Genomic DNA, 14436 nt, shown 5'->3' with positions numbered 1-14436 from the left:
CCGCACGCTCGGCGGCCCACCGCGCCGAAGCGGCCGCCGCCCTGGCGAGGACACCGCCGTCCGCGTCTACGGCCGGTCGGCGACCGGGGCGGCCAGCCGGGTCGGCGGCATGTACTCCCGCACGAAGGTGCGCTCCCAGCACGCTCCGCTCTCCCGCAGCTCGCGCCACGTCGTGAACCGGTAGCGGAACAGGCGGGCCCGTACGTAGCGCGGCGGCGCGTCCGCGGGGAACGGGGAGCGGCGCAGCAGCCGCAGCGTGTCGCGGTCGTTCTCCAGGAGCCGTTCGACCAGGCCGCCGAACCAGGCGCCCGCGTACGCGGGCGAGAGCGCCGCGAACCACATCAGCCAGTCCAGCCGCAGATGGTATGGCGCGAACTGGCGCGGCCAGCGCCGTGGATCGCCCGGCTTGCCCTTGAACTCGTACTCCCGCCAGTCGGAGTCCTCCCGCGGTACGGCGTCGGCGGTGCCCTCGATCACCACCTCGTACCGTGTGCGGCTGACGCTGCCGAACGCCCCGTACGTGTTGACGAGGTGGAGCGGGTCGAACGAGCGGTTCATGACCTGGCGGCGGGAGAGCAGATTGCGCACCGGCCGGTGACTGAGGGCGAGCAGGCCCGCGCCGACCGCCAGGACCACCGCCTCGTACCACGGCGGTGCGGCCGCGGCCGCCGGGGGCGTGGTGGGGAACTCGACCGCCGACAGGGCCAGCACGATCGTGATCCAGTTCAGCCAGGAGAAGTTGCCGGACAGGACCAGCCACAGCTGGGTCACGATCATCACGGACGCGGCGGCCGTCGCGACCGGCTGCGGGGTGAACAGCAGGACGGGCACCACCAGTTGCGTGACATGGTTGGCCGCCACCTCCACGCGGTGCAGCGGCTTCGGCAGACGGTGGAAGAACCAGCTGAGCGGGCCCGGCATCGGCTGCGTCTCGTGGTGGTGGTCCAGGCAGGTCAGCCTGCGCCAGCAGGCGTCCCCGCGGATCTTGATCAGCCCGGCGCCGAACTCGACGCGGAACAGGATCCAGCGCAGCAGGAACAGCACGACGACCGGCGGAGCGACCTCGTCGTTGCCCAGGAACACCGAGAGGAAGCCGACCTCCAGCAGCAGCGACTCCCAGCCGAAGGAGTACCAGGTCTGCCCGACGTTGACGATCGACAGATACATCGCCCAGGGGAGCAGCCAGAGCACCATCCCCGCCCACAGCGGCACACGGGAGTCCAGCCCCGCGATCAGCGCCGCCGACACCGCGCACCCCGCCCACGACCAGGCGGCGAAGAAACGGTCCGAGTAGCGCAGGTGGAAGACGCTCGGGGCCTGGGCGAAGCGCACCCGGGCGACGTACCGCGGCACCGGCAGCATGCCGCGCTCACCGATCAGGGCACGGAACTGCAGCGCCGCGGTCAGGAAGGCGAACAGGTACACGGCGGCGAGGGCCCGCTGGAAGACCAGCCGGCTCAGCCAGTACTCCGGCGCGACGAACCAGTCCACGGTGACCGCTCCTCTCCTCCCAGTGTGGCCCAGGACGCGCCCGGGGCGATGCCCCGTGACCCTGTGTACACCGCTCCCGCGGCGACGTGACGCGCCCCGCGGGCAGAAGTCGAAGATTGGGGGAAACCCTGGCATGGTGGGCCCCATGGCTGATCGGGGAGCGAGCGCCCTGTCACTCCCGGACGACTGGCCCGCCCACCCGGATCCGATCCTGGCGCTCAACCGCATGGGCAGCTTCGACTGGGACCTGGACACCGGACTCTTCCACATGGATGCCCGGGCCCACGAGATCTTCGACCTGCGCCCCGGTGAGTACGACGGCCACCCGGAGAGCCTGGCGGTCCGGGTCCCCTCGGCCGAGAGCCACCGCCTCGACGCCCTGGTCGCCCAGGCCCTCAAGGACGGCAGCGAGAACTACGGCACCTACTTCCGCGTCCGTCGCCGCGACGGCACCCTGTGCTGGACGCACACCCAGGGGTACATCCGGCGGGACGAGACGGGCCGGCCGCGCAGGATCATCGGCATCGTCCGCGACGCGACGCAGGAGCTGCGCGAGAACCGGGCCCGCACCGACCAGGCCCTCCAGGACGAAGCCCTGCGCCGCCAGACGGACATCGTGCAGAGCACCACGGCGGCGCTGGCCCACGCCCGCACCGTCAAGGACGTCATCGAGGTCCTCAGGGACAGCCACGGCCTCACGCCGCTGGGCGCGGCCGGCCTCGTCGTGGGCCTCCTGGAGGCGGGCCGTATCCGGCTCGTCGTCGAAGGGCCGAGGGAAGGCATCCTTCCCCGCACCGCGGTCACGCGCGTCGACGAGCCCTACCCGATGAGCGAGGTCGTGCGCACCCTCAGCCCGCGGTTCATCGAGTCGCCGGAGGAGTTCGCCGAGCGGTACCCGATCCTGTGGCCGCGCCTGGCGGATCTGCACCTCACGTCGGCCGCCTATCTGCCGCTGATCGTGCAGGCCCGCCCCATCGGCGTCATGGGCCTGCTCTACGACGACCGGCGCGGCTTCACCCCCGAGGAGCGCAACGTCCTGCTCGCGCTGGGCAGCAGCATCGCGCAGAGCCTGCAGCGCGCCATGTTCTACGAGCAGGAGAAGGACCTCGCGGAGGGCCTCCAGCAGGCGATGCTGCCCCGCTCCATCCCCAGCGTGCCCGGCGCCGACGTGGCCGTCCGCTACCGCGCCGGCGGGGCCGGGCGCTCCCTGGGCCGGGACATCGGCGGCGACTGGTACGACCTGGTCCCGCTGCCCGGAGGCCGCGTCGGCGCGGTCATCGGCGACGTCCAGGGCCACGACACGCACGCGGCCGCCGTCATGGGCCAGCTGCGGATCGTCCTGCGCGCCTACGCCGCCGAGGGGCACACTCCCGCCACCGTGATGGCCCGCGCCTCGGTCTTCCTGCGGGAACTGGAGACCGAGCGGTTCGCGACCTGCCTGTACGCGGAGGCCGACCTGTCCACGGGCGTGGTGCAACTGGTCCGGGCCGGGCACATCGACCCCCTGGTGCGGCTGTCCGACGGCAGCTGCCGGTCCCTGCCCGTCGAGGGGGGCCTGCCGCTCGGGCTGTCGGCCGAGTTCGACCGCCTCGAGTACCCGGTCACCACCCACGAGATGGAAGCCGGCCAGACCCTGCTCCTGTACACCGACGGCCTGGTCGAACAGCCCGGCGCGGACCTGGACGAGGGCATGCAGACCCTGCGGGAGCTCATCGACACCGGCCCCGACGACGTCCACGACCTCGCCGACCGGCTCATCGAGGTGGCGGGGGAGCGCAACGGGGACGATGACGTGGCCCTGCTGCTCCTGCAGCGCCGGGGCCTGGCCCAGCGGACCGGCGGCCGCCTCCAGCAGCATGTCGCGCTCGGCGATCCCGAAGCGCTCGTCGGGGCCCGGCGCATGATCCGCGCCGCCGTGCGCGCCTGGGGCGCCGGTGAGCGCTCCGACGAGATCGAACTCGTCGCCGACGAGCTGATCACCAACGTGCTCATGCACACCGAGGGCTCCGCGATCGTCACCCTCCGGGTCCTCACCGGTCACGACCGCAGGATCCGCGTCGAGGTGGAGGACTCCTCCAGCGCCCTGCCCCGGCGCCGCGAGGCGGGCGAGTCCGGCGTCTCGGGCCGCGGCCTGCTGCTCGTGGACCGGCTCGCGGACGTGTGGGGCGTCGAGGCGCGCGGCGGCGGCAAGGTCGTGTGGTGCGAGTTCATGATCCGGGCGCGCGTCTGACCGACGTGCGGGTCGCGCGGCGGGCGGCGGATGGCAGGCTGGAACCATGCCGGAACTGCCCGAGGTCGAAGCGCTCAGGGACTTCCTCGTCGACCGTCTCGTCGGCCACGAGGTGGTGCGGGTGCTGCCCGTGGCGGTCAGCGTCCTGAAGACGTACGACCCTCCGGTCACCGCCGTCGAGGGCCGGGAGGTCACGGCCGTGCGCCGGTACGGCAAGTTCCTCGCCCTGGAGGTGGGCGGCCTGCACGTCGTCGCGCACCTGGCCCGCGCGGGCTGGCTCCAGTGGCGGGACCGCCTGCCCGACGGCGTCCCCCGCCCCGGCAGGGGACCGCTCGCCCTGCGGGTCGCCCTGGAGACGGGGGAGGGCTTCGACCTGACGGAGGCGGGCACCCAGAAGCGGCTCGCGGTGTACGTCGTACGGGATCCGCAGGAGGTCCCGGGAGTGTCGCGTCTGGGCCCGGACCCGCTGGCCGCCGACTTCGACGAGCGGCGCTTCGCACGGCTCCTCGAAGGGGAGCGCCGCCGGATCAAGGGTGCGCTGCGCGACCAGAGCCTGATCGCCGGCGTGGGGAACGCCTACAGCGACGAGATCCTGCACGCGGCGAGGATGTCCCCCTTCAAGCCGGCCTCCTCGCTGTCGCCCGAGGAGACACGGTGCCTGTACGAGGCGCTGCGCGGCACCCTCACGGAGGCCGTCGAGCGCTCGCGCGGCCTGGCCGCCGGGCGCCTCAAGGCGGAGAAGAAGAGCGGGCTGCGGGTCCACGGCCGCACGGGGGAGCCCTGTCCGGTGTGCGGCGACACCGTCCGCGAGGTGTCCTTCAGCGACTCCTCGCTGCAGTACTGCCCCACGTGCCAGACGGGCGGCAAGCCGCTGGCGGACCGCCGGATGTCACGGCTGCTGAAGTAGCGGGGCGCGCGTGGAGCGGTCCGCGGCCCCCGGTCAGCGCGACTTCAGCGTGATCAGGTGCCGCCCGTCCTCGGTGCGCACCTCGTAGCGGTCGATCTCCCTCGACTGCATCGCCGCGCCGCCCTGCACGGCCGTCGCCCCGCTCTGGTCCCCGGGCATCATCCAACTCGTCACCGTCTGCTCCGACCCGTCCTTGCCGACCGCGACAAGCCGGCAGGAGTGCGGGCCCGTCGTGTCCTTGACCCGCACGTCGATCTGGCTGCCCCAGACACGGTCCTGCGTGGTGACCTCGGCCCACACGCCCGTGTCCGGGTCGGTCGCGCTCATGGCGGTCGTGGACGAGGACGAGCCGTGACCGGACAGGACCGCGACCGTCGGCCCGCCCACCGCGAAGACCACGGCGGCCGCGACCGCGTACAGCATGCGCCTGCGTCGGCCGCGGTGCTTGGCCGACACCTCGTCGAGCAGCCGCTCCAGCAGCCGGGGCCCGGGGGCCGCGACGGGGTGCACGGACTGCGGGGTCGCCCGCCGGTACAGCAGCAGCTGCCGTGCGGCGGGCCGGAACTCGGTCACGTGCGCCGTACACTTCGGACACTCCATGAGGTGGTCCTCGAAGCGGAAGGCTTCCGCCTCGTCCAGCACGCCCAGCGCGTAGGCGCCGACGTCGCGATGCCGTTCCAGGGACCTCATAGCGAATCCTCATGCCGGTGGGCGGGGTGGGGGATGGTGCTGCTGTTGCCCATCGGTACGGACCTGACCGCCGAATCACTCAAGACGTGATGAAAGAAGGACGGGGACATTCGGAGCGGTCGGCCCCGCGGATTGGTCCCGGTTCAAAAAAGATGGATGGCGAGGTGGCCGAGGGGGAGCCCGAGCTGCCAGGCGGGTGTCCAGACCTGGGGGCCTTCGTCCTCGCCGGCCACGGGACCGCCGCCGGGCACCGCGTCCAGGTCAGGGGCGAGAAGCTCGGTCTCCTCCAGCCAGCGCCAGGCCGCCGAGGCGAGCTCCAGGTCCGGGGCCGGGCCGCCCGCCGCGACCGCCTCGGCGGTCAGCTGCGCCATCCGTTCGCGCACCCAGTCCTGCCACGGCTGGTCGTACGCCGTCAGCGAAAGCCAGGTCTCGAGCTGCGAGACGACCCGGATGCCGGAGAGCTCCCCACTGGTGTCGGACAGGAAGATGGTCAGTGCCAGCGCATCGCGCCCGGCACGGAACTCGAAGGACGTGGGCGGCATGAGGTCGCCGGTGCGCAGCAGTTCGTCGGCGATGTACTCGGCGTACAACCACGCCATGGGGACGGCCAGTTCACCGTTGCCGGTGCCGTCCGCGCTCTCTTGGCCTCTGTGCAGCATTCCTTCCTGCCTTCCTCCGGTCGTGCGCGTCGCCCGATCACGGGCCCCAGTCGGGAACACGGATGAAGCAAGCTGATTGCTCAACCATGGTCCGCAGCAAGGCGCTTTACGGAGGTTTGACTCGGCCGACGGTTTCAGCGCAGGTCGGCCGCGTAGCCCGGAAGGACCCGGCGCAGGGCGCGCAGCGCGTAGTGCGCCCGCGACTTCACCGTACCGGGTGGAATGCCCAGGGTTGCGGCGGCTTCCGCCACGCTCGCCCCGTGGAAGTACACCTGCATCAGGACTTCCCGGTGCTCGGGAGTGAGAGTCTTCACAGCCCTGCGCACGTCGAGCATCGCGGTGGAGCGCTCGGTGTGGTCGCCGATCACCCGCGCGTTCTCCAGGATGGCGTCCCCGACCTCGGCGGGACGGGCCTGGCGGGCGCGCCGGGCGTCGATGGCGAGCCGCCGCCCGACCGTCAGCAGCCAGGGGCGCACGGATTCGAAGTCATGGGCGCGGAGCGCCTCAGGGTGCTGCCAGGCACGCACGAGCGTCTCCTGCAGCAGGTCCTCGGCACGCTGGCGGTCGCCGTCGCAGAGCCTGAGCAGGAGGGCGAAGAGGGGGCGACCGTGCTCGCGCTGCAGCTCGGCCAGCTCGTGCTCGGCGGTCGTCCCGGGGCGTGGGGTGGTGGTTCCAACCGTCATGGGCGTTATGGCAGCGTGCCTGGCCCCGTCGGGACAGTACGGCGACACGGCTGTGCGGTGGGCGGTCGCTGTTCGTCGGCGAACGGTGCGATGAACGGTCGACCGGGAGGTGTGCGGTCGTTCCCCGGCCGGGCGGGCGGCCCGGTGACGGCGGGAATTCGCCGTTACCCTCGGTTGCGGAGAGTCCGCATGTCGACATGTCCATGACCTGCCCCGGCCGGACGCCTCCGCCGGGGCGTCCGCGTGGTCGCGGGCTCTCCGCTCCGTACGGGTGCGGTCAGGAGTCGGCCGTGCCCGCCAGCTTCGAGCGCTTGTACGAATACCCGAAGTAGACGATCTGGCCCACCGCGAACCACACGGCGAACCGTACCCACGTCTGCCACTGCAGGAACGTGATCAGCCAGATCGAGAAGACCACGCCCAGTGCCGGGACGAACGGCATCCACGGCACCCGGAAGACACGCGGCAGGTCCGGCCTCCGGTGACGCAGCACGATCACCGCCGTGCAGACCACGACGAACGCCAGCAGGATTCCGATGTTGGTGAGTTCGGCCGCCTCGCCGATCGGCAGGAACCCGGCGATGGCGGCCGACGCGACCCCGGCGATCCAGGTCACGCGGGTCGGGACATGACGGGTGGGATGCGTCTTCGCGAACCATCCCGGCAGCAGCCCGTCCCGGGACATGGAGAACCACACCCGGGTGACGCCCAGCATGAACGTGAACATCACGGTGAGGATGCCGATGATGGCGCCGACGGCGATCACGTCCGCGAGACCTCCGAGCCCGACCGCCTTGAAGGCGCTGGAGAAGCCGCTCTCCTTGTCGATGTCCCGGTAGTCCTGCATGCCCGTGAGGACCAGACAGGCCGCCACGTACAGGACCATCGAGATCGCCAGCGAGTAGACGATCGCCTTCGGCATGTGGCGCTGCGCGTCCTTGGACTCCTCGGCCGCGGTCGACATGGCGTCGTAGCCGAAGACCGCGAAGAAGACGGTCGCCGCTCCCGTGAACGCGCCGCCCAGCCCGTAGGGGAAGAAGGGATGGTAGTTGCCGGTGTCGATGTGGAAGACGCCGACCCCGATCACGAGCAGGACGACCAGTACCTTCAGGGCCACCACGAACGTCTCGAAGCGGGCCGCGTTGCGGATGCCGAGGTTCAGCAGGTACGCGATCAGCAGGCACAGCACGACCGCGAACAGGTCGACCCGGTGGCCCGCCCCGGTGCCCGGGGCGCCCAGCATCCAGGACGGCAGGTCGGCGCCCAACTCGCCCACCAGGAAGCCGAAATAGCCGGAGATGCCGATCGCGACCACGGCCACGATCGCCGTGTACTCCAACAGCAGGTCCCAGCCGATGAACCAGCCCGCGTACTCGCCGAGCACCGCGTACCCGTAGGTGTACGCCGATCCCGCCTTCGGGATCAGACCGGCGAACTCGGCGTACGACAGCGCGGCCGCGGCGCTCGCCAGGCCGGCGATCAGGAACGACACGAGCACGGCGGGACCCGCCGTGCCGTTGGCGACGGTCCCGGCGAGGGTGAAGATCCCGGCGCCGATGATCCCGCCGACACCGATCGCCGTCAGCTGCCACAGACCGAGCGAGCGGACGAGCCGGGTGCCCTCGGTCCCTTCCGTGTCGTCGATGTGCTCGATGGGTTTGCGGCGGAGAATCCCCTCGCTCACTCCGAACCGGGCCATGCGCCTCACCCCTTCGCGGACGGCAACGGGCTGACGGCGGATCATGATGGCGCAGTGCAGGGGCGGACGGAAGACGGCGTGCGTCATCCGGCCGTGCGCAAGCGGGGTTCCGGCTCCGGCGACAGCCCGCCGGAGCGTTCGTCCGTCACGGTACGACGGTCACCGGCCAGCGCCCGGCCTTCACCAGCCGGATCGCCACCGAGCCGACGATGCGGTGCCCGGCCTGCTCGGACGCTCCGACCACCACCGCGTCCGCCCTCAGTTCGTCGGCCGCCTTGACCAGTCCGCTGTAGGGGTCCCCGCGGAAGGTGTGGAACTCCCAGCGCACCTCGAACATGTCCTTGACCCGCTCCGTGGCCTCACGGATGTAGGTGAGCAGTTCCTCGGCGATCGTGTCGGTGGTCTCGGCCACCGGCGCCCCGAGCGCCGCGCCCGCCGCCATCACCGGCTGCACGTACACCACCGCGAGCAGCGCGCGCTGCCTCCGGGCGAGACCGCCCGCGTAGGCCGCCGCGCGGAGCGAGGAGTCGGAGCCGTCCATCCCGACGACGATGACCTTGGGCCCGTCGGTGCCCAACTCGAAGCGATGCGAGTGCTGTTCCGTCACGGCTGCGAGGCTATCGGAATCCGCAGGTCCGGGGCCCCGCGGGGACCGGGGAGGAACCTTCCGGCGGCCCGGTGGCCCGGTGGCCCGGTGGCCCGGTGGCTCGGTGGCCCGGTGGCCCGGTGGCTCGGTGGCTCGGTGGCTCGGTGGCTCGGTGGCCCGGTGGCTCGGTGGCCCGGTGGCTCGGTGGCTCGGTGGCCCGGCGCCCGGGCCGCGCGGACCCGCCGGGGGCGCACACCCGCACGCCGTGGGAGCCGCCGCCGCGTCGGCGGTGGCACACCCCGCCCGTCCGGTACATTCGGCACGGCCGCTCCCCAGGGACCGGAACTGGTACGTCATGAAAAGGGATCAGCTGTTCACGCGACGCCGGCTCGTGCTGGCCGGTGCCGCGCTCACGGGAGCCGCCGGGGTGGCGGGTGCGGCCCGGCTGCGCGGTGCCGACGGCCTGGTGCGTCCCGGCCGGCGGTTCACGGCGACGGGGGGCCCGCAGGCGGTGCCCCCGCCGCGGTCGTCCGCCTTCCGGCTCGAGCCCATGACCGGCTACGGCCCCCCGCGCCCCGCGCCCGCCCGCGTCCCCGTACCCCGCGAGCCGATCCAGCGCCTGCCGGACCGCGGCAGGACCATGGTGCTGACCTTCGACGACGGCCCCGACCCCCGCTACACACCCGGCATCCTGCGCACGCTGCGCGAGTACGACGTGCGCGCGGTGTTCTTCGTGTGCGGGCGCACGGCCGTCGACAACAAGGACCTGTTGCGCGAGATGGCCGACGACGGCCACCTCGTCGGCAACCACACCTGGACGCACCGGTTGCTCACCCGGCTGCCCGAAGCGGAGATCCGCGCCGAGATGGAGCACACCTGCGCGATCGTCCAGGACGCCTACGGCCAGGCACCGCAGTGGTTCCGCGCGCCGTACGGGGCGTGGAACCGGGCCGTCCTCCGCCTCGGCGCCGAGCTGGGCATGGAGCCGCTCGCCTGGACGGTGGACTCCCTCGACTGGACGGCGCCGGGCACCGGCACCATCGTCGAGCAGGTGGCGGACGGCGCCGCCCCCGGCGTCATCGTGCTGTCCCACGACGCCGGAGGCGACCGCTCACAGACGGTCGAAGCGCTGGCCCGGTATCTGCCGCAGCTGCTGGACCGCGGCTACCACCTCACCGTGCCCCGGCGGAGTTCCGCCTGAGCGCACCCCGCCGGGCTCTCAGCGCACCTCCACCAGGCGGGCGAACACCACCACGTTGCCCTCGTACCCCTCGTCCTCGGAGAAGGCGCCCCCGCAGGTGATGACGCGCAGTTCCGGCACCCCCTTGTTCCCGTAGACGGTGTCGCCGGGGAAGTTCTTCTTGTCGAAGACCTCGACACCGTAGATGCCGAACACGGCGGTCCTGCCGTCCTGGCGCCGGACCTCGACGCGGTTGCCCTTCCTCAGGCCGCCGAGCCCGTAGAAGACGGCCGGGCCCTGACCGTTGTCGACGTGGCCCACGATCACCGCCGTGCCCCGCTCGCCCGGCGAGACCCCGCCGGTGAACCAGCCGGCGAGGTTGGGGTTCTCGGGCGGTGGCGCGTCCACCCAGCCCGCCGGGTCCAGGGCGACCGGCACGACCGGGGCGTCGACCCGGAGCGCCGGGATGCGGACGCGGGAGACCAGAGAGAACCGCAGGGCCCCGGGCGTCCTGCCGAAGACGGGGTCCGCGGCGCTGCGGCCGTCGGGGGCCGCCGCCGAGGCGGGTTGCGGGGGGCCGGTGGCGAACTCGCCGGAACCGCTGCGGATCAGGGCCAGGCCCGTCAGCAGGACCAGGGCGATCACGCCCCACGGGGTCCGCCTCGTGTGGCGTACCTCCGCTTCGGCCGGGCCGGACGCAGACATTCGCCATCCCTTCTCGCCGCCGCCGCTCCGTCCGTCGCGTGGGGCGGCACGCCGGGCGCGGCGGCATCCATGAGCGACGGCACGCGGCCGAACGGGTGGCGCGCGGGCCGTCGGCGCCGCGCCATGACCTTCAGGACGGCTCGCCCACGGGGCGCCGGCGCCACACGTACCAGGCGGCGCCGATCGAGCCGGAGATGAGAGCCGCTCCCAGACCGATCCGTTCGAGGTCGAAGCCGCCGATGCTGCCGCCGAGGCCGGCGTGCACGCCGTGGCGCCGGTAGCGCCCGCCGGAGTCGCCGAAGAAGCCCTGGCCGTCGTCGTTGCCGCGGCCGGTGGTGACCGCGAGATGCCGCTGACCGAACTCGGCGCCGCACGGCAGCGTCGCCTCGTACGCGAAGCCGCGTTTGGCGGCGTAGCCGTCGGCCCCGGTGTCGCACTCCCCTGCCGGCAGGGCGGTCCGGCCGCCCGGGGCGATCGCCGCCGGCCCGGCGGCCCGGTCGATCGACGCGGCGGCGTGGACGCCGCCGGTTCCGGCAACGGCCGCCGGAGCGGTGAACGTCAGGGCGGTGACGCCCAGCAGCGCGGCCGGAGCGACGCGTATCGCGCGCATGGTGAGCCTCCAGGTCTCCGAGGGGTCGTGCTGCGGACCTTTTCCGCCTGCGTCGGACATGCACCTCGATGAGCGACACGCTAGGAAGGACCGTCCCGGGACGCGATCGCTGTCGTGCGAACGGGGCATGCGTTGCGCCGTACGGGGGACGGCCGTGCCCCGCTGTCAGTGAAGCCACGGGAACAGGGCCAGGAACGGTTTCGCGGAGTCGGTGAGGCCGCGGCCGTAGGGCGCGTCGAAGTCCCAGATCAGGAAGAGCAGGAAGGCGATCAGCGCGGAGAAGAGCCCGGCCAGGACCAGCTCGCGGGCCGAGCGCCGGATCTGCAGGGCGAACACCATGCCGATGGTGACCACCGCGCCCGCGACCAGGCCGAACCACACCACCGGCGGCATGGTCGAGCCCGCCGCGTCGGCGCGGGCGGCCCGCGCCGTGTCCGCGGCGGTCACCTGGTCCAGGAGCGGCTGGTACGCCTGGGCCTGGAACTCCGTCGCCGGCTTGTGGTCGGTGACGTCCTGGCGGATCCGCTGGAGCAGTTCCCGGCCGCGGACGGTCACCGTGCCGTGCTCGGCCATGGACTTCCACTCGGTGGTGACGACGTGTCCCACGTACGCGTCGACGTCGGCGCGGATGCGGTCGCGGACGTCCGCCGGATAGACGCGCACCCGCTCCGAGATCTCGTGCAGCGCCTGGGCCTCGGCCTGGACATGGTCCTGGGCGGCACCGCGCGCCTCCCAGACGCCGGCGATGGCGAGGCCCAGCACGATGGCGTACACCACACCGATCCACATGGTCATGTACTCGATCACGTCCGGGGTCTCGGACGGATCGTCGTCCTCGCCGGCGGTGCGATGGCGCAGCAGGGTCACGGCGATCACGACGGCACAGGCGGCCGCCATCGCGAGGGCGAGAACAAGCCATTCCGACAAAAGACGCCTCCAGAGGGCAGCTCAGCGGGGACGCAGCGCGGCCACGACGAACACCGCGGGCGCGACGATGAGCAGGGTGAACATGAGCGGCGACGGACCGTGGTGCGGCGGCCGCGGGCGGGGCACGGCGCGGTGCGGGGGATAGCGCACCGGGTCGGCCGCGGGACGCGGCCTCGGGGCGGGTGAGGGGGTCGGCGTGGGTGAGGGGGTCGGGGGCGGGGTGCGGGTGGCCTGCCGTGCCGGCACCGGCCGGGGGCGGGGTGCCGCGGCCGGCGCCGGCGGGGGCGGCGGCACCGGTGTCCGGGGCGGCCGCGGCCTCGGGACCGGTGTGGGGCGGGCCGGTGGCTCGGTCGGGGTCGGGGTCGGGGGTGTGGCCGGTGGTGGGGGCGTGGGGGTGGATGCGGGCGGCGGGCTGGGCGACGGGCACACCGGCGGCAGGGAGAGGGCGGCGCCGTCCACGGGCCCGTCCGTACCCGCGCCGGCGACCGCCACCGCCTGTGCGCCGTCCGGGCCGGTCGAGGCGGACGCGCACGCGTCGGCCCACACCGTGCCGCCCGGGGCGCCCACGAGGATCCAGACGAGCGTCACCAGAGCCGGCACCCTGGTGAGGCGGCCGGACCGGTTCCGTTGGGGTCGATGCACGACGGAGATCATGAGCTCGTCCGCGCCCTCGCACGCGGCGGCGCCCGGGAATTGCCCCGAAGGAGGGAGATGTGCGTCCGCCGGGTTTGTCCCAAGGGGCCCCGGGAGGCGGGGAGTCGGGTGTCTCCGGGCGAGCGCTTCGGGCCGGTGTCCGGCCGATGGCCGAGACGCGTCACAGGTTCCGGAGAGAAAATGCCCGGCCGGATTGAACACATCCGGCATCCCCGCCCGTACCTAGTGCCGACGCGGCGCACAAAGGTCGCTGCAACCCCAACGTTGACAGCGGGAGTTGGACATGAAGACATCCTGGCGGAGCGCCTCCCTCGTGGCGACAGCTGCGGCCGTGCTGGCGCTCACGACGGCGTGCGGTCAGGAGAGCGGCACCCAGTCGCCGGGCAGCCAGAACGTGGGGGCCACCGCCGCCGCGGGTGGTTACGGCTCCGTCACCGACCCCGGCAACGGCTACGGCGCGGACTCCACCGGTGCGCCGAGCGCCTCCCCGGGCGGGCAGCCCGCGGGTCAGCTGGGCGTCGTGGAGAACGCGAAGCTCGGCAAGATCGTCACCGATGGCACGGGCCTCACCCTCTACCGCTTCGACCAGGACACGGCCGAACCGCCGAAGTCCACCTGCGACGGCGACTGCGCGAAGGCGTGGCCGCCCGTGCCCGCCGAGGGCGCCACGGTCGCCTCCGGCATCGACAAGTCCCTGCTCGGCGAGGTCACCCGCGCCGACGGCACCAAGCAGCTGACCATCGCCGGCTGGCCCATGTACCGCTACGCCAAGGACACCAAGGCGGGCGACGCCAACGGCCAGGGCGTCAAGGGCACCTGGTTCGCCACCGCGCCCACGGGCAAGAAGGCCGGCGCCACCCTGCCCGGCCTGTCCGTCCGCAACGACCCCAAGCTCGGCCCGATCGTCGTCGACAAGAACGGCATGACCGTCTACCGCTTCATGAAGGACGAGGCATGGCCGAAGCCGGTGTCGCGGTGCACGGGCGCCTGCCTGGAGAAGTGGCCCGTCGTGGCACCGGTCTCGGCCGAGGACACCAAGGGTGTCAAGAAGAAGGGCCTCATGGGCTTCACCCGCCCGGACGGCGAGAAGCAGATGACCGTCAACTGCTGGCCCATCTACACCTTCTCCGGTGACACGGCGCCCGGAGAGACCAACGGTCAGGGCGTGGGCGGCACGTGGTACGCCGTCTCGCCCGACGGCAAGCCGGTCGGCGCGCCCAAGTAGAGATCACCTTCCCCAGGGTTGATCGATCGCCTCGCCCAGTCGGCCACGGAACGCGAAGGGAGTGGACCGAGAAGCAGGAGTGCCGGACGAACGGAAGACAGGCGCGCGCGGCCCGGTCCGCTCCCTCCGCACCGCACGGGGGGAGCGGGCCTCTTCGGCGTGTCCGGGTACGACGCGCGCCCGGCGCGGT

General features: G+C 72.7%; 14 protein-coding genes. 4 read left to right on the top strand and 10 right to left on the bottom strand.

Annotated elements, in window-relative coordinates; all coding sequences use genetic code 11:
- Nucleotides 1-66: 66 nt before the first annotated feature.
- Nucleotides 67-1491, bottom strand: coding sequence for a lipase maturation factor family protein (locus tag ACFYMU_RS16615; RefSeq protein WP_388373363.1), 1425 nt, complete (start codon nt 1489-1491; stop codon nt 67-69).
- Between the two features lie 145 nt (nt 1492-1636).
- Between ACFYMU_RS16615 and ACFYMU_RS16610 the strand changes: the two genes are divergently transcribed.
- Both ACFYMU_RS16610 and ACFYMU_RS16605 read left to right on the top strand, forming a co-directional pair.
- Complete coding sequence (locus tag ACFYMU_RS16610; RefSeq protein WP_388373361.1) at nt 1637-3721, top strand: SpoIIE family protein phosphatase; 2085 nt, start codon at nt 1637-1639, stop codon at nt 3719-3721.
- Nucleotides 3722-3767: 46 nt separating this feature from the next.
- Nucleotides 3768-4628: an Fpg/Nei family DNA glycosylase gene (locus ACFYMU_RS16605; protein ID WP_388373359.1), complete on the top strand. Its 861-nt coding sequence runs from the start codon at nt 3768-3770 to the stop codon at nt 4626-4628.
- 33 nt (nt 4629-4661) lie between these two features.
- Here the strand turns inward: ACFYMU_RS16605 and ACFYMU_RS16600 are convergent, their stop codons facing one another.
- From ACFYMU_RS16600 to ACFYMU_RS16580, 5 genes are all read right to left on the bottom strand, one after another.
- Nucleotides 4662-5318: a zf-HC2 domain-containing protein gene (locus tag ACFYMU_RS16600; RefSeq protein WP_388373357.1), complete on the bottom strand. Its 657-nt coding sequence runs from the start codon at nt 5316-5318 to the stop codon at nt 4662-4664.
- Between the two features lie 143 nt (nt 5319-5461).
- On the bottom strand, nt 5462-5977 hold the full coding sequence (locus ACFYMU_RS16595; RefSeq protein ID WP_388373355.1) for a hypothetical protein: 516 nt from the start codon (nt 5975-5977) through the stop codon (nt 5462-5464).
- Nucleotides 5978-6111: 134 nt separating this feature from the next.
- On the bottom strand, nt 6112-6660 hold the full coding sequence (locus tag ACFYMU_RS16590; RefSeq protein ID WP_388373353.1) for a sigma-70 family RNA polymerase sigma factor: 549 nt from the start codon (nt 6658-6660) through the stop codon (nt 6112-6114).
- A 277-nt stretch (nt 6661-6937) separates the two neighbouring features.
- Nucleotides 6938-8359 (bottom strand): amino acid permease, encoded by a 1422-nt coding sequence (locus ACFYMU_RS16585; protein WP_388373352.1) that lies wholly within the window; start codon nt 8357-8359, stop codon nt 6938-6940.
- Nucleotides 8360-8504: 145 nt separating this feature from the next.
- Nucleotides 8505-8966: a universal stress protein gene (locus ACFYMU_RS16580; RefSeq protein ID WP_388373350.1), complete on the bottom strand. Its 462-nt coding sequence runs from the start codon at nt 8964-8966 to the stop codon at nt 8505-8507.
- 334 nt (nt 8967-9300) lie between these two features.
- On the opposite strand from ACFYMU_RS16580, the gene ACFYMU_RS16575 reads away from it, so the two are divergent.
- Entirely contained in the window at nt 9301-10146 is an 846-nt protein-coding gene (locus tag ACFYMU_RS16575; RefSeq protein WP_388373348.1) for a polysaccharide deacetylase family protein, read from the top strand.
- 18 nt (nt 10147-10164) lie between these two features.
- Here ACFYMU_RS16575 and ACFYMU_RS16570 read toward each other — a convergent pair whose 3' ends face one another.
- The 4 genes from ACFYMU_RS16570 to ACFYMU_RS16555 all read right to left on the bottom strand — a co-directional run bounded on the left by ACFYMU_RS16570 (nt 10165) and on the right by ACFYMU_RS16555 (nt 13009).
- Nucleotides 10165-10830 carry a class F sortase gene (locus ACFYMU_RS16570; protein ID WP_388373346.1) on the bottom strand — a complete coding sequence of 222 codons (666 nt, stop codon included), beginning with the start codon at nt 10828-10830 and terminating at the stop codon, nt 10165-10167.
- 130 nt (nt 10831-10960) lie between these two features.
- Complete coding sequence (locus ACFYMU_RS16565) at nt 10961-11440, bottom strand: hypothetical protein (protein WP_388373345.1); 480 nt, start codon at nt 11438-11440, stop codon at nt 10961-10963.
- Nucleotides 11441-11605: 165 nt separating this feature from the next.
- Entirely contained in the window at nt 11606-12367 is a 762-nt protein-coding gene (locus ACFYMU_RS16560; protein ID WP_388373343.1) for a DUF4239 domain-containing protein, read from the bottom strand.
- A 21-nt stretch (nt 12368-12388) separates the two neighbouring features.
- Entirely contained in the window at nt 12389-13009 is a 621-nt protein-coding gene (locus tag ACFYMU_RS16555) for a hypothetical protein (RefSeq protein ID WP_388373341.1), read from the bottom strand.
- 295 nt (nt 13010-13304) lie between these two features.
- Between ACFYMU_RS16555 and ACFYMU_RS16550 the strand changes: the two genes are divergently transcribed.
- A complete protein-coding gene (locus tag ACFYMU_RS16550) occupies nt 13305-14246 on the top strand; it encodes an SCO0930 family lipoprotein (RefSeq protein ID WP_388373339.1) in 942 nt (313 codons plus the stop codon).
- The last annotated feature ends 190 nt before the right edge of the window (nt 14247-14436 follow it).

The organism is Streptomyces sp. NPDC007264, from assembly GCF_042869095.1.
Lineage (GTDB): Bacteria > Actinomycetota > Actinomycetes > Streptomycetales > Streptomycetaceae > Streptomyces.
This window is presented reverse-complemented; position numbering and strand designations above follow the sequence as displayed.

What these genes read in the sequence shown, in the direction of transcription:
- ACFYMU_RS16595 (WP_388373355.1), bottom strand. Translation starts at nt 5,977, where the DNA reads ATGCTGCACAGAGGCCAAGAGAGCGCGGACGGCACCGGCAACGGTGAA.
- ACFYMU_RS16575 (WP_388373348.1), top strand. Translation starts at nt 9,301, where the DNA reads ATGAAAAGGGATCAGCTGTTCACGCGACGCCGGCTCGTGCTGGCCGGT.
- ACFYMU_RS16605 (WP_388373359.1), top strand. Translation starts at nt 3,768, where the DNA reads ATGCCGGAACTGCCCGAGGTCGAAGCGCTCAGGGACTTCCTCGTCGAC.
- ACFYMU_RS16585 (WP_388373352.1), bottom strand. Translation starts at nt 8,359, where the DNA reads ATGGCCCGGTTCGGAGTGAGCGAGGGGATTCTCCGCCGCAAACCCATC.
- ACFYMU_RS16565 (WP_388373345.1), bottom strand. Translation starts at nt 11,440, where the DNA reads ATGCGCGCGATACGCGTCGCTCCGGCCGCGCTGCTGGGCGTCACCGCC.
- ACFYMU_RS16590 (WP_388373353.1), bottom strand. Translation starts at nt 6,660, where the DNA reads ATGACGGTTGGAACCACCACCCCACGCCCCGGGACGACCGCCGAGCAC.
- ACFYMU_RS16570 (WP_388373346.1), bottom strand. Translation starts at nt 10,830, where the DNA reads ATGTCTGCGTCCGGCCCGGCCGAAGCGGAGGTACGCCACACGAGGCGG.
- ACFYMU_RS16610 (WP_388373361.1), top strand. Translation starts at nt 1,637, where the DNA reads ATGGCTGATCGGGGAGCGAGCGCCCTGTCACTCCCGGACGACTGGCCC.
- ACFYMU_RS16550 (WP_388373339.1), top strand. Translation starts at nt 13,305, where the DNA reads ATGAAGACATCCTGGCGGAGCGCCTCCCTCGTGGCGACAGCTGCGGCC.
- ACFYMU_RS16600 (WP_388373357.1), bottom strand. Translation starts at nt 5,318, where the DNA reads ATGAGGTCCCTGGAACGGCATCGCGACGTCGGCGCCTACGCGCTGGGC.